At 62.7% G+C, this 14,068-nt stretch carries 11 protein-coding genes and 2 pseudogenes; 7 read left to right on the plus strand and 6 right to left on the minus strand.

Annotation, left to right across the window (positions count from 1 at the left end):
* Window positions 1-179: 179 nt before the first annotated feature.
* The 4 genes from JG739_RS11120 (at window position 180) to fdhF (ending at window position 6,475) form a co-directional block, all read left to right on the plus strand.
* Complete coding sequence (locus JG739_RS11120) at window positions 180-1,436, plus strand: molybdopterin molybdotransferase MoeA (protein WP_202366508.1); 1,257 nt, start codon at window positions 180-182, stop codon at window positions 1,434-1,436.
* A gap of 129 nt (window positions 1,437-1,565) precedes the next feature.
* Entirely contained in the window at window positions 1,566-1,805 is a 240-nt protein-coding gene (locus JG739_RS11125) for a sulfurtransferase TusA family protein (RefSeq protein WP_202366509.1), read from the plus strand.
* A 205-nt stretch (window positions 1,806-2,010) separates the two neighbouring features.
* Window positions 2,011-3,684, plus strand: a complete 1,674-nt coding sequence (locus JG739_RS11130) for an NAD(P)H-dependent oxidoreductase subunit E (RefSeq protein ID WP_202366510.1) — start codon at window positions 2,011-2,013, stop codon at window positions 3,682-3,684.
* A gap of 1 nt (window position 3,685) precedes the next feature.
* A complete protein-coding gene (fdhF, locus tag JG739_RS11135; RefSeq protein ID WP_202366511.1) occupies window positions 3,686-6,475 on the plus strand; it encodes a formate dehydrogenase subunit alpha in 2,790 nt (929 codons plus the stop codon).
* Window positions 6,476-6,537: 62 nt separating this feature from the next.
* On the opposite strand, the pseudogene JG739_RS11140 reads toward fdhF, so the two are convergent.
* Window positions 6,538-6,867, minus strand: a pseudogene (locus tag JG739_RS11140) (RraA family protein); the annotation flags it as partial.
* A gap of 72 nt (window positions 6,868-6,939) precedes the next feature.
* On the opposite strand from JG739_RS11140, the gene JG739_RS11145 reads away from it, so the two are divergent.
* From JG739_RS11145 to tnpC, 3 genes are all read left to right on the plus strand, one after another.
* Window positions 6,940-7,326: a transposase gene (locus JG739_RS11145; RefSeq protein WP_183445375.1), complete on the plus strand. Its 387-nt coding sequence runs from the start codon at window positions 6,940-6,942 to the stop codon at window positions 7,324-7,326.
* Complete coding sequence (tnpB, locus tag JG739_RS11150) at window positions 7,323-7,667, plus strand: IS66 family insertion sequence element accessory protein TnpB (protein WP_183445374.1); 345 nt, start codon at window positions 7,323-7,325, stop codon at window positions 7,665-7,667. Before JG739_RS11145 ends, tnpB begins: the two co-directional genes overlap by 4 nt.
* A 76-nt stretch (window positions 7,668-7,743) precedes the next feature.
* The gene (gene tnpC / locus JG739_RS11155) at window positions 7,744-9,384 is read left to right on the plus strand and encodes an IS66 family transposase (RefSeq protein WP_183445373.1); all 1,641 of its coding nucleotides are present in this window, start codon (window positions 7,744-7,746) and stop codon (window positions 9,382-9,384) included.
* Window positions 9,385-9,393: 9 nt separating this feature from the next.
* Here tnpC and JG739_RS11160 read toward each other — a convergent pair.
* The 5 genes and pseudogenes from JG739_RS11160 to JG739_RS11180 all read right to left on the minus strand — a co-directional run.
* Window positions 9,394-9,825, minus strand: a pseudogene (locus tag JG739_RS11160) (RraA family protein); the annotation flags it as partial.
* Window positions 9,826-9,847: 22 nt separating this feature from the next.
* A complete protein-coding gene (locus JG739_RS11165) occupies window positions 9,848-11,011 on the minus strand; it encodes a mandelate racemase/muconate lactonizing enzyme family protein (RefSeq protein WP_202366512.1) in 1,164 nt (387 codons plus the stop codon).
* Window positions 11,012-11,035: 24 nt separating this feature from the next.
* Window positions 11,036-12,133, minus strand: a complete 1,098-nt coding sequence (locus JG739_RS11170) for an ABC transporter ATP-binding protein (RefSeq protein ID WP_202366513.1) — start codon at window positions 12,131-12,133, stop codon at window positions 11,036-11,038.
* Between the two features lie 10 nt (window positions 12,134-12,143).
* On the minus strand, window positions 12,144-13,034 hold the full coding sequence (locus JG739_RS11175) for a carbohydrate ABC transporter permease (protein WP_202366514.1): 891 nt from the start codon (window positions 13,032-13,034) through the stop codon (window positions 12,144-12,146).
* Window positions 13,031-13,990: a carbohydrate ABC transporter permease gene (locus tag JG739_RS11180; RefSeq protein WP_202366515.1), complete on the minus strand. Its 960-nt coding sequence runs from the start codon at window positions 13,988-13,990 to the stop codon at window positions 13,031-13,033. The genes JG739_RS11175 and JG739_RS11180 overlap by 4 nt, the downstream gene beginning before the upstream one ends.
* Window positions 13,991-14,068: the final 78 nt, after the last annotated feature.

Genomic DNA, 14,068 nt, shown 5'->3' on the forward strand with positions numbered 1-14,068 from the left:
CGCTCTCATGAAATTGCAATCCCGCTCGCCGGAGTGGATGTGTTCCCTTCGGCTTGACGTCTACTATATAGCCTGTTCAATCCAAGGCCGGTCCACAAAAGCGCCATCAAGCGCAGACTGGGCTTGCCGGATGGCGCCGAGCTGCCGGTTCGGCCAGATCCATAGAGGCTGAAGGCTCGATGGCGCAACTTTCAGACGACTGCTTCGCTTTCGGCGGCCCGATGCGATCGCTCGATGATACTGCCGCGCTGATTGCTTCACGGCTGACCGTTGTCGACGGGACGGAATCCGTCCAGCTAGCGATTGCCGATGGACGCGTCCTGGCGAGAGATCTAGTGGCGCCGCTGCCCCTGCCGCCGTTCACCAACTCAGCCGTCGACGGCTATGCGCTGCGCGGCGACGACCTGCCCGGAACCGTAGAAAAGGCCTTGCCCGTGAGCGTCAGGATCCAGGCTGGGGTGGCGCCGGATCGGCCCGCCGCGCCCGGACAAGCCATACGCATCTTCACCGGCGCGCCGCTGCCGGAAGGGGCAGACACGGTTTACATGCAGGAAGATGTCCGCGTCGACGCTAGCGGCAGGGTCGTCCTTCCGCCCGGCCTGAAAAGAGGAGCCAACGTGCGGCCGGCGGGCGAGGACGTCGCAGCAGGCAAGGTGGTCCTGCAGGCCGGCCAGCGCATGCGCCCGCAGGATGTTGCGCTCGCCGCGGCTCTCGGCATGACGCAGGTCGATGTGCGGCGCAAGATTCGCGTCGCGATCTTCTCGACCGGCAACGAGATCGTCGCGCCGGGAGAGGTCCGGGGACCGGCCCAGCTTTTCGATTCGAACCGCTTCATGCTGATGGCCATGCTCGCAAGATTGGGCTGCGAGACCACCGATTTGGGCATTCTGACTGACGACAGCAGCCTGATCGCGGATGTGCTGAGCGAGGCTGCGCCAGGACAGGACCTGATCCTGGCGTCCGGCGGTGTCTCGACCGGGGAGGCCGACTGCGTCAAGGCCGCCGTCGAGAGTGTGGGCACCCTGGTCTTCTGGCGGGTGGCGATAAAACCCGGCCGGCCAGTCGCCATGGGGGTGATCAGCGGAACAGCCTTCATCGGGCTGCCCGGCAATCCGGTGGCGAGCTTCGTCACATTCGCCCATATTGCGCGCGCCGCGATCTTTGCACTGGCCGGCGCACGGCAGCAGCCGCCAATTTCGCGGCCTGTGCGGGCCGGCTTCTCCTACCGCAAAAAGCCGGGGCGACGCGAATATGTGCGGGTCAGCCTGCATGGGACGCAGGACGGCACATATGAAGCCGTCAAATTCCCGCGCGAGGGCGCTGGCATGCTGTCTTCCTTGGTTCAAACCGACGGCCTTGTCGAACTCGGCGAGGATATAGCCGAGGTCGAGCCGGGCCAGACCGTTCAGTTCCTTGCCTATTCGGACCTGAATTGACGAACGCCGTCGAGCCCGCGGCACGCAGTTTGGCAAAAATGCGGTGCGACGCCTGGCCGCTCTCATTTGCGGTACCGCTGACGCGGCGACCGTTGACGACCGGTGGGCGGTCCGCCATGGTGCGCCACCATGACGACGAGACAGCTCGATCTGACGGGATTGAAATGTCCCTTGCCGGCGCTGAAAACCCGCAAGGCGCTCACCGGCATAAGCCCAGGCGAGCGCCTTGAGGTCCGTTGCACCGATCCGCTGGCAGCCATAGACATTCCCAATCTGATCAACGAAATGGGCGACCGCCTGGAGGCGATGCAACGGCAGGGAGACCACATCATTTTCTTGATCGAGAAGGCGCAAGCTGCCCCGGTATAGGCCGTGCGACAAATCAGGGCGCAGATCGGTTCTGTCGTGGCGCCCCGGTCTGCTAAAATTGCCAGACCGGCCTTTGGTTCAATTGTGTGCCAACTCGTTTTTGTGCCAAGTCCTTGATCCAAGGTGCGCCGGGCTGAAGGCGGCTCACAGCCACATTGCTGGCGGCAGCCGCCTTCCTCAGACGAAGGGTCCGGGAGGAGAGAGAATGACAATGCAGCAACGGCGAGCCCCCGATCGCGGACCCAAGGGGCGGGCGCTGGATGATGTTGCCCTGGCCGAGGTCCGGGAACTTCTTGGCCAGCGCGAACGCCGCCGGGATCTGTTGATCGAGTTCCTGCATCTGATCCAGGACCGCTACGGCTGTCTGTCGGCCGCGCATCTGCGCGCGCTTGCCGAGGACATGCGCCTGTCCCAGGTCGAGGTTTACGAGGTCGCGACCTTCTACGACCATTTCGATGTCGTAAGGGAAGGCGAGGCAAGACCCGCGCCGCTGACAATCCGGGTGTGCGAATCGATAAGCTGCATGCTGGCGGGCGCCGAGGACCTGATTGGCGAACTGGCCGCCAAGGCCGACTCGAAGACCGTCCGCGTCATGCGTGCGCCCTGTATGGGCCGCTGCGCCACCGCCCCTGCCGCACGCGTCGGCGACCGCGAGGTCGACCAAGCCAGCAGCCATATCCTCATCGATCTGGCTCGCTCGGGCGACACCAAAGTTGTCGTGCCCGATTATGTCGGCCTTGATGCCTATCGGGCCGCTGGCGGCTATCAACTTCTCCGGAAGGTGAAGGCGGGCGAGACCGGCATTGACGCTATCATCGATACCATGCAGAACGCCGGCTTGCGGGGGCTCGGCGGCGCCGGCTTTCCGGCCGGCAAGAAATGGAACTTCGTGCGCGGCTATCCAGGGCCGCGGCTGATGTCGATCAATGGCGACGAAGGCGAGCCTGGCACTTTCAAGGACCGCATCTATCTCGAAAAGGATCCTCACCGCACCTTCGAAGGCGCGCTGATCGCCGCCCACGCGGTCGAAGCCGAACGCATCTATTTCTATATGCGCGACGAATATCCGGCGGTGCTCGCCATTTTGCGCGCCGAGATCGCGGCGCTCGAGGCGGCCGGCATCGTCAGGCCGGGTTTCATCGAACTTCGGCGCGGCGCCGGCGCCTATATTTGCGGCGAGGAAAGCGCGATGCTGGAAAGCATCGAGGGCAAGCGCGGCATGCCCCGCCACCGGCCTCCCTACATTGCCGAAGTCGGACTTTTCGGACGCCCGACACTCAACCACAACGTCGAAACGCTGTGGTGGATTCGCGACATCGTCGAGAAGGGGCCCGAATGGTTCGCCGCGCAGGGCAAGCCCGGCCATCAGGGAATTCGCTCCTGGTCGGTTTCCGGACATGTGAAGGAGCCGGGCGTCAAGCTGGCCCCGGCCGGCGTCACCGTGCGCGAATTGATCGAGGATTATTGCGGCGGCATGGCAGACGGGCATGAATTCAAGGCCTATCTGCCAGGTGGAGCCTCGGGCGGCATCCTTCCGGCGTCGATGGGCGACATCGAACTCGATTTCGGCGGCGAACTCGCCGAACAGGGCGCCTTCGTCGGCTCACATGCGGTGGTCGTGCTTTCGCAAGCCGACAACATCAGGGATGTGACCCTCAATCTCATGAATTTCTTCAAACATGAGAGTTGCGGGAAGTGCACGCCGTGCCGGGAAGGAACCGAAAAGCTGGTAACGCTCTTGAAAGAGAAGGGCGTGCCGAATGAGACGGCGATGCGCGACCTTGAAACAGTGATGCGCGATTCCTCCATCTGCGGTCTCGGCCAGGCGGCGCCCAATCCGGTCAATCACCTTTTGACGCATTTTAGGGATGATCTTTGAAATGGCAGATGGCGTCATATTCACCCTCGACGGCAAAACGGTCACAGCCGCTGACGACGAGACGATCTGGGACGTTGCAAAGCGCGAAGGCACCAGGATTCCGCATCTGTGCCATGTCGACATGCCCGGCTATCGGCCCGACGGCAATTGCCGCGCCTGCATGGTCGATGTCGAGGGCGAACGGGTGCTTGCCGCTTCCTGCATCCGCAAGCCTTCCACCGGAATGGTGGTGAAGACGGATACCGAACGTGCCAGGAAATCGCGCCAGATGGTGTTCGAGCTGCTCGCCAGCAACATGCGGCCGGCGGCCGACGGTCCGGATCAGCAGTCGATGTTCTGGCAGTGGGCTGGTTCGATGGGCATTTCAGGCAGCCGCTACAGCTCGAAATTCGCCACGGACGATGTTCAGCCGGAATTCGACATCACGAATCCCGCCATTGCCGTCAATCTCGATGCCTGCATCACTTGCGGCGCCTGTGTGCGGGCGTGCCGCGAAGTCCAGGTCAACGACGTGATTGGCATGGCCGAGCGCGGCAATCACTCGCTTCCCGTCTTCGACATGCACGATCCGATGGGCCTGTCGACCTGTGTCACCTGCGGTGAATGCGTGCAGGCCTGCCCGACCGGCGCGCTCTACGAAAAGTCACTGATGGATAATGCAGGCAAAACCCGGGTCATCCAGGAATTCGACAAGGTCGTCGACACGCTGTGCCCGTTCTGTGGCGTCGGTTGCCAGACCAGCGTTGCCGTCAAAGACAACAGGATAGTTCAGGTCGATGGCCGCAATGGCTATGCCAACGAGAACCGGCTGTGCGTCAAGGGCCGTTTCGGCTTCGATTATGCGATGTCGCCTGAACGGCTGACCAAACCGCTGATCCGACGGCACGACGCGCCGAAGTCGGGCGATGCCGATATGCGCGGCGTCGATCCGCTGACAGTGTTTCGTGAGGCTAGCTGGGAAGAGGCGCTCGCGCGCGCCGCCGGCGGGCTGAAGACAATCCTTAGGGATCATGGCGGGCAGGCGTTGGCCGGTTTCGGTTCGGCAAAAGGCTCCAACGAAGAGGCCTATCTGTTCCAGAAGCTGGTGCGCCAGGGTTTTGGCACCAACAATGTCGATCATTGCACGCGGCTTTGCCACGCATCTTCGGTGGCGGCGCTGATGGAAGGCGTCGGTTCGGGTGCGGTTTCGGCGCCCTTCAACGACGCGCTGAAGGCCGAATGCATCATCGTCATCGGCGCACGGCCGACCACCAACCATCCGGTCGCCGCGACCTATTTCAAGCAGGCGGCCAAGCGCGGCGCCAAGCTGATCGTCATGGACCCGCGCGGCCAGGACCTGATGCGCCATGCGTCGCATGCGCTGCGATTCAAGGCCGGCAGCGACGTCGCCATGCTGAACGCACTGATCCACGTCATCGTCGAGGAAAAGCTCTACGACGAGCAGTATATCCAGGCCAACGCTTCCGGATTCGAGGCGCTGAAGGCCAAGGTGAAGGATTTTTCGCCCGAGGCGATGGCCGAGGTCTGCGGCATCGAGGCGAGCGTGCTGCGGGACGTCGCCCGCACCTACGCGACCGCCGAGCGCTCGATCATCTTTTGGGGCATGGGCATTTCCCAGCACACACACGGAACCGATAATGCGCGCTGCCTTATCGCTCTGGCGCTGATCACCGGGCATGTCGGCCGGCCGGGAACGGGCCTGCACCCGCTGCGCGGCCAAAACAACGTGCAGGGCGCATCCGATGCCGGGCTCATCCCGATGTATTTCCCCGACTATAAATCGGTCGAGAACATCGACATCCGCGGCGCATACGAAAACTTTTGGGGCCAGACGCTGGACCCGAAACGGGGCCTGACGGTCGTCGAAATCATCGACGCCATCCATGAAGGCGAAATCAAGGGCATGTACATATTGGGCGAGAACCCGGCCATGTCCGATCCGGACCAAACCCATGCCCGGCAAGCACTGGCCATGCTCGACCATCTCGTGGTGCAGGACATCTTCCTGACCGAGACCGCCTGGCACGCAGATGTGGTGCTGCCAGCCTCGGCGCATGCCGAAAAGCTCGGCACATACACCAACACCAACCGGCAGGTGCAGATTGGGCGGCCGGCGCTCGAACTGCCAGGCGAAGCGCGCCAGGACTGGGAACTGATAGTCGAACTGGCGAGGCGCATCGGACTGGACTGGAACTATAACCATGTCTCCGAGGTCTATGCGGAAATGGCGGCCGTGATGCCGTCCTTGAAGCATATCTCCTGGGACCGCATCGAGCGCGAAGGTTCGGTGATCTATCCGGCCGACGGCCCCGACAAGCCCGGCAATGAGATCATCTTCTCGTCCGGATTCCCGACCGCGGACGGACGCGGCCGCATCGTGCCGGCCGATTTGCTGCCGCCCGACGAAGTGCCCGATGAAGAGTTTCCACTGGTGCTCACCACCGGCCGCCTGCTCGAGCATTGGCACACCGGCTCCATGACCCGCCGGGCGGGCGTGCTGGACGCGATCGAGCCACAAGGCATCGCTGCGATGAACCCTTATGAGATCAAGCGGCACGGCCTGCGCCAAGGAGAGATGATTGCGGTCGAGACCCGGCGCGGGACGGTAGACGCCATCCTCCGCGCCGACCGGGAGGTCGCCGACGGCACAGTGTTCATGCCGTTCTGCTTCAACGAAAGTCCGGCCAACGTGCTCACCAATCCGATGCTGGACCCCTACGGCAAGATCCCGGAGTTCAAATACTGCGCCGCGCGAATTGCGCCGGCGGCGAAGGCCGAAGCTGCCGAATGAACCAGTACCGCGCCATCTGCGAACGGTTGCCCGCTGGCGCCCGCCACAGTTAATCCAATGCGCTAACTGGGGTTCTCCAGGCGGTTTGTCTTTCGCCACTCCTCGTACTCACCGCGGGCATCGTCATGCAGCGGATAGTAGCGTTGCAACGGGCCGCCCTCCATCAGCTTCACGCGCGAGAACTCCTCCCAGTCGTGATGCTTCTGCGACTCTTCGATCACCTTTGCGGCCATTGCGACGGGAAGCACCACCACCCCGTCGTCGTCGGCGACGATGATGTCACCGGGGATCACGGTGACACCGCCGCAGGCAATCGGAACGTTGACGGCATTGGGATAGATGCTGGTCTGCACATGATAATTCGGCGTCCAGCCGCGCAGCCATAGGGTAAGCGCGTAGGCGTCCCCACGTAGCGTGCAGGCGGTTGATCGCTCATTTTCAGCATGAATCATGCGGAGAATCCTATGAGCGACAGTATGAGCCATCATCGAACATTCGAGATTTTGACGGCGGAGCCTGTGCCGTCCCGACGCAAGCCGCGCCATCGGTCGGACGAAGAGAAGGCACGGCTTGTCGCCGAAGCGTTCTCGCCAGGGGGCAATGTCTCGGCGGTTGCGCGTTCCGAGGGGCTGGACCCCTCGCAGCTCTATGCGTGGCGCCGCAAGGCGCTTTCGTCGGGCATGGTTGCGCCACTGACGGAGGGAGCGAGCAAGCCGGCGAAGTTCACGCGCTTTGAAGCGGTGGGCAGCGACACGGTGGAAATCGTCATTGGCGACGCAGTGGTGCGCGCCGGCGGCGATGTCGATCCCGATCGCCTGGCGAGGATCATCCGCGCGGTTCGTAAGGCATGATCGCTTCCGGTGTGGTGGTTTACGTGTCGTGCCAGCCGGTCGACTTCCGCAAGGGCGCGGCATCTTTGATGGCGCTGGTCAGGGATGGCGGCCTGGACCCATTCTCGGGGGCACTTCACGTATTCCGTTCGAAGCGTGCGGACCGGGTTCGCATCGTGTGGTGGGACGGCAGCGGGGTTTGTCTTTATTCGAAGACTCTGGAAGATCACAGCTTCTGCTGGCCGGGGATATCGGCCGCGCGCATGCGTCTCGACCACGCCCAGTTGATGGCGCTTCTGGCCGGACTGGACTGGAAAAAGATTCGTCCGGCCAGGGTCAGGCGGCCGTTATCGACGGGCTGAAACCGGCCTGCGGCAAGATGAATCATGCGGCTGGAACGGTTGGGAAAGCGGCTGTTTTTGTGCTCTGTTGCTTGCCATGGTTCTACCGGGTCTTGCCCTTCCCGACGACGTTGATGCGCTGAAGGCGATGATCCTTTCCATGGCTCGCGAGCAGGCTGCAAGCGAGGCCCGGATCGCAGTCGCCGACGCTCGGATCGCAGCATCTGAGGCGGAGGTCGCCCGGCTGAAAGCTGTCGAGAAAAGCGCCAGCGAGCGGATCGCCAATCTCACGTCAATCCTGAAAGTTTTACAGCGCACGCAACATGGCACGCGTTCCGAGCGGCTACGCCTGGCCATCGACGACGAGCAGGCCTCCTTTGCCTTCGAAGAGGTCGAGACCGGCCTTTCGGAAATCCGGAGCGAACTCGACCGCGCGGTCGGGAACAAGCCGAAGCGCGCCCCGCGTCCGCGCAAGGGCTTTGCTGCCCACCTCGAACGCATCGAGGAGGTCGTCGAGCCGGAAATCCCGGCCGACTGCGAGGGGCTTGAAAAGGTTCTGATCGGCGAGGATCGATCCGAGCGGCTGGACGTCGTGCCGCCGAAGTTCCAGGTCATCGTCACGCGCCGTCCCAAATACGCCTTCCGGGGCCGTGACGGCGTGGTCCAGGCTCTGGCGCCGGCGCACATCATCGAAAGCGGGCTGCCGACGGAGCGGCTGCTCGCCTATATCGCCGTCTCCAAATACGCCGACGGCCTCCCGCTTTATCGGCAGGAGGCGATCTATCTGCGCGACGGCGTCGAGATCAGCCGGTCGTTGATGGCGCAGTGGATGGGGCATCTGGGCTTCGAGCTGCAGATGCTTGCTGATTACATACTGGAGCGCATCAAGGAGGGCGAAAGGGTCTTCGCCGACGAGACGACCTTGCCCACCCTTGCCCCTGGTTCCGGGAAAACCACGAAAGCCTGGTTGTGGGCCTACGCACGGGATGACCGACCCTATGGCGGAACCAGTCCGCCAATGGTTGCCTATCGTTTTGAAGACAGCAGAGGTGCGGATTGCGTGGCGCGCCACCTCGCCGGATTCAGCGGTATCCTGCAAGTGGATGGCTACTCGGCCTATACCAACCTGGTCAAGGCACGGGCCAAAGCCGGCAGCAATGAAACAATCCGGCTCGCCGGGTGCTGGGCTCACCTGCGGCGCAAATTCTACGACCTGCACATCAGCGGGGTCTCGCAGGCCGCGACGGATTCGATCATCGCCATGACCGAATTGTGGAAGGTCGAGGACGAGGTCCGCGGCAAGGATGCCGGAAGCCGCGCCGCGCTACGTCAGGAAAAGTCCGTGGCCATTGTCGCGAGCCTCTTCGATCTATGGGAAGCGGAACTGGGCAAGGTCTCCGGAAAATCCAAGACCGCCGAGGCGATCCGCTACGCGCTCACCCGGCGGGAGGCGCTGGAACGCTTTCTGATGGACGGTCGCATCGAAATCGACTCCAATATCGTCGAGCGTGCAATCAGGCCCCAGACGATCACGCGAAAGAATAGTCTATTCGCCGGCAGCCACGGCGGTGGACGAACCTGGGCGACGGTAGCCACCTTGCTGCAAACCTGCAAAATGAACAGCGTCGATCCGCTCGACTGGCTCTCGCAGACCTTGACCCGCATCGCTCAAGGCTGGCCGGCATCCGAAATCGAAATGCTCATGCCTTGGAACTTTAGGCCTGACGTTATCGGCTGACCGCTTACGCCATAGGGGCAGATCGAGCTTTTCAACATTGGGCCGGTCGCGCATGCATCCATCGATGACGATGCCCGCGCCGCCCCTGCCTTTGAAATAGGTCGACATCATATCGCCGAAGACGCCCGAGCTCATGTCGCCGCGCGCGTCGACCACGACTACATCGCCCTCCTGTGCGTGATAAAGCACGTGCCGATGCAGCTGCGTCTCCGGATCGGCATATTCTCCCTCGGTGAACAGGTCCGGCCGCTGTGGCATGAACTGCAGCGTCAGCGCCGGCCCGACGATCGACTTGCCGTGGTTCTGCGCCACCGGTCCGACCATGTGCGGATTGCGAAATCCCATGTGGCCAAGCGTGCCGGAAACCGTCGCGGCGCCGATCCCGCTTAGCGCGTCGATCAGGTCTTTTGGCGGCCGCGTGATGTCGGGAGCATGTGTCATGGTGGACTCCGGTTGAAAGCAATTACCAGTTCGTAACAGAACCGTCGCGGCGCTTGAGGTGAGGCGCTTCCCAAAAACGAAACCGCGCCGCCTGGATCGCCTCCTCGTTGACCTCGACGCCGAGCCCCGGCAGATCGCCGACCGGATAGTCGGTCCCGTCGAGCCGTGGTTGCACGGGGAAGAAGTCGGAACTGTCGAAGCCCAGCATTGTTTCGGGTTCCCTGGTCTCGAGCCAGGCGAAGTTGGGTACTGCGGCGGCGAGATGCACGGTCGCGGCCGTGCATACCGGACCAAGGGGATTGTGCGGCATCAGGTCCACATAGTGCGCCTCGCTCCAGCCAGCGACTTTCATCGCCTCGGTAAGCCCGCCGACATTGCAAACATCGAGCCGGTTGAACTGATGAATGCCGCGCTCGATGTAGGGCAGGAATTGCCACTTGCTGGAAAATTCCTCGCCGATGGCAAAGGGGATGTCGGTCATCTTGCGCAGCGATTCGTAGGCCTCCGGTGTCTCGTCCCGTATCGGCTCCTCGAGGAAATCAAGCACGCCGCGGCCGAGCTTGTTGCAGAAGCTCGCCGCTTCGGCCACCGAGAGCCGATGATGATAGTCGATGCCGAGGACGACGTCGTCGCCCAGCGCCTCGCGCGCCCGGTTAAGGATGCTCGCGGTAGCGCCGATCGACTGGCGCGGCTCGAAGATGTCGCTGCTGTTTTGCCCGGCGGGGAAAAAGCGGATCGCCTGCCACCCTTGTGCGCGTAGCTCGCGGGCGCGTTCGATGGCAGCATCACCTTCGGCCTCGTCTCCGGTCGAGGCGAAGGTGGGGATGCGGTAGCGCTGCTTGCCGCCTAGCAGCTCGTAGACCGGCACTCCCAGCGCCTTGCCCTTGATGTCGTGAAGGGCGATATCGATGGCGGAAATCGCCGCCTGCAGAACACGTCCGCCTTCGAAGTACTGGCTGCGATAAAGCTCCTGCCAGATCCGGCCAATCTGCATCGGGTCGCGGCCGATGAGAAACTCGCGATAGTGCTCGACCGCGCCGGCCACCGCTTTCTCGCGACCACTCAAGCCGCTCTCGCCCCAGCCGAAGACGCCCTGGTCGGTCTCGACCTTGACGAGCATCTGGTTGCGCGTTCCTACCCACACCGGGTAGGGCTTGATCGCGGTGATCTTAAGCTTCTCAGTCATCCGCGCCCACGCATCCGCCCTCTCTCAGTTCGCCTTGAGGGCCATTTCGGTTTCGCCGTCGAACAGATGCATCCGCTCCTGGTCGAACTCGAGCCAGATCTGTTCATCGGGCGCGACGGCAATGTTCGGCGGCACGCTGACGTTGACGATGGCGCCGGACAGGAACGCCTGCACGAAGGTGACGTCTCCGGTCGGCTCCACCGTGTAGGCCTTGGCCGGAATGGCACCGGGGACCGCGCTGTTGCGCAGCTTGATCGTCGAGTGACGTGCGCCGAGCACGACTTTCCTGGTCGTTGCCCTTGCGACCTTCCGGGCGTTGCGCGGCGAGAGCTCAAAGCTCCAGCCCTCCGCGCTGGTCAGCACAGCGTTGCCGTTTGCCGTCGATGCCTGCAGCGGAATAAGGCTCATCGCCGGGCTGCCTATGAAGCTGGCGACGAACATGTTGACGGGATGGGCAAAGACCTGCGCCGGTGAATCGTATTGCTGCAGGTAGCCGCCGTTCATCACCGCCATCTTGTCGGCCATGGTCACGGCTTCGAGCTGGTCGTGCGTCACATAGATGATCGTCGCCTTGAGGTCCTGGTGGAAGCGCTTGATCTCAGACCGCATCTGCACGCGCAGTTTGGCGTCGAGGTTGGAGAGCGGCTCGTCCATCAGGAACACGGCGGGGTCGCGGACAAGCGCACGGCCGAGCGCCACCCGCTGCTGCTGCCCGCCCGAAAGTTCGCGCGGCTTGCGCTCGAGCAGGTGCGTCATGTCGAGCACTCGCGCCGCTTCCTTGACCTTCTTGTCGATCTCGTCCCTGGGCAGTTTGCGCATCTGCAGCGGGAACGCCAGGTTCTTGTAAACCGATTTCTGCGGATAGAGCGCGTAGTTCTGGAACACCATTGCGATGTCCCGGTCCTTGGGGTCGAGGTCGTTGACCACCCGGTCGCCGATGACGATGTCGCCCGATGTGATCGGGATCAGCCCCGCGACGAGATTGAGCGTGGTTGTCTTGCCGCAGCCTGAAGGGCCGACGAGCGCAACGAACTCGCCGTCATTGACGGTAAGCGACACGTCGTTGACAGCTTTGAAGCTGCCATAGGATTTTACGAGATCTTTGAGGACCACGTGGGCCATCGGCAACTCCCTAGTGCTTGACCGCGCCTTCTGTAAGGGCGCGTACGAAGTATCGCTGCAGGACGAGGAACAGCACCACGACGGGCACGCTCATCATGAAGCTTGCCGCCATCAGCCCCGGAAAGTCCGTCGTATTTTCCGAGAAGAAGCGCTGGATGCCGACCGGCAGCGTCAACTGGTCGTTCTTGGTGAGGAAGGTGTAGGCGTAGATGTACTCGTTCCACGCGCCGATGAACGAATAGATCGCGGTGGCGATGATCCCCGGCGCCGAGAGCGGCATCACAATCAAGATGAAGGCCTGGAACCGCGTTGCCCCATCGATGCGCGCGGCCTGCTCGAGCTGCACCGGAATGTTGTCGTAAAAGCCCTTGAGCAACCAGATCGCCAGCGGCAGGCCGAAGGTGAGATAGGTGAGAATCAGCGAGCCATGCGTGTTCATCAAGCCGAGCAGGCGCATCAGGATGAACAGCGGCACGAGAAAGATCACCGCCGGGAACATGTTGCGCAGCAGCACGGCAAAGAACAGGAAGTTCCGGCCGGGGAAACTGAAGCGCGAAAACGCGTAGGCCGCAGGGACGGCGACGATCACCGAGAGGATTGTCGTGACGGTCGACACGAAAAGGCTGTTCCAGAAGAAGCGGAGGAAGTCCTGGCCGACGCTGTTCTGGGGATCGAGCAGTTTCTCGTAGCTGGCGAGGGTAGGTTCGTCCGGCCACCATTGCGGCGGGAATTCCATCGCCGCGAACCCGGACTTGATCGAGGTGATCAGCATCCAGATCATCGGCACCGCGGTGTAAAACAGCATGAACGCCAGGAAGATGCGCCCGGTCCACCGCCATCCGTCGACGCGCATCCGGCGTCGGCTCAGGACTCGCGGGGCTGTCTCGGCAGTCGTGCTCATGCGCTCCCCTCTTGCCGCTCGTTACCGCTTAGCGCACGGACGTAGAAGTAGCCGAGCGTCATCAGGGTGAGGAACAGGAGCACCGAATAGGCAGATGCCACGCCCCAGCGCTGCCGGCCGAAGGCGAGCTCATAAATGTGGGTGATCCAGATATGCGATGCGTTGGACGGCCCGCCGCCGGTCATGATCCAGGGGATGATGAAGGAATTGAAGTTGGCCACCGCGAGCAGCAGGATCGTCACCGTCGAGACGTTGCGCAAGTGCGGGAAGGTGACGTGCCAGAAGCGCTGCCAGGCGCTGGCGCCGTCGACCTGCGCGGCGCGCAGCAACTGCTCGGGCACGGTCTGCAGGCCGGCCATCATCATGATCATGGCAAACGGAAACTCGCGCCAGATATTGACGACGATCAGGGAAGGCAGAACCGTGCTGACGCTGTCGATGAAATTCGGCGGTCGGTCGGCCAGTCCGAGGCCGACCAGCACCGCACCGATGATGCCGAAGTCCGAATGATAGATCCACTTCCAGATATAGGAGGCGGCGACCGCGCTGATGACCCAGGGAATGATCAGGATTGCGCGCAGCACACCGCGGCCGGCAAACTCGCGGTGGAGCGCCAGCGCGGTGGCAAACCCCAGGACAAAGGCAATCAAGGTGGAGCCCAGCGTCCAGATCAGAGTGTTCCAGGTGACTCTCCAGAACACCTCGCTGGTGAGGATGGTCGTGTAGTTGTCGAGGCCGACGAAGGTCTTGTCGCGAAGCTGCAGGCCAGGCGGCGTCTTGAAGAACGACAGCTCGATCGTGTAGTAGATCGGGTAGGCGATGACGACGAGCATCACGGCGATCGCAGGGAGCACGTACGCGTAGTCGGCGCGATGCTCCCATATCTGGCGTAGCACGCCGGACCTGCCGGATTGCACTCTTCGGCGGGCCTCGGCCTTGCCGGTCACGATCGTCACTATGGCGCGCCCTTGTTTCTTCTGAACGAACCGGCTGCACTATCGGTGCAGCCGGTCAGGCTTGGACTAAAGCGCGTC

This window comes from Mesorhizobium sp. L-2-11, assembly GCF_016756595.1.
Lineage (GTDB): Bacteria > Pseudomonadota > Alphaproteobacteria > Rhizobiales > Rhizobiaceae > Mesorhizobium.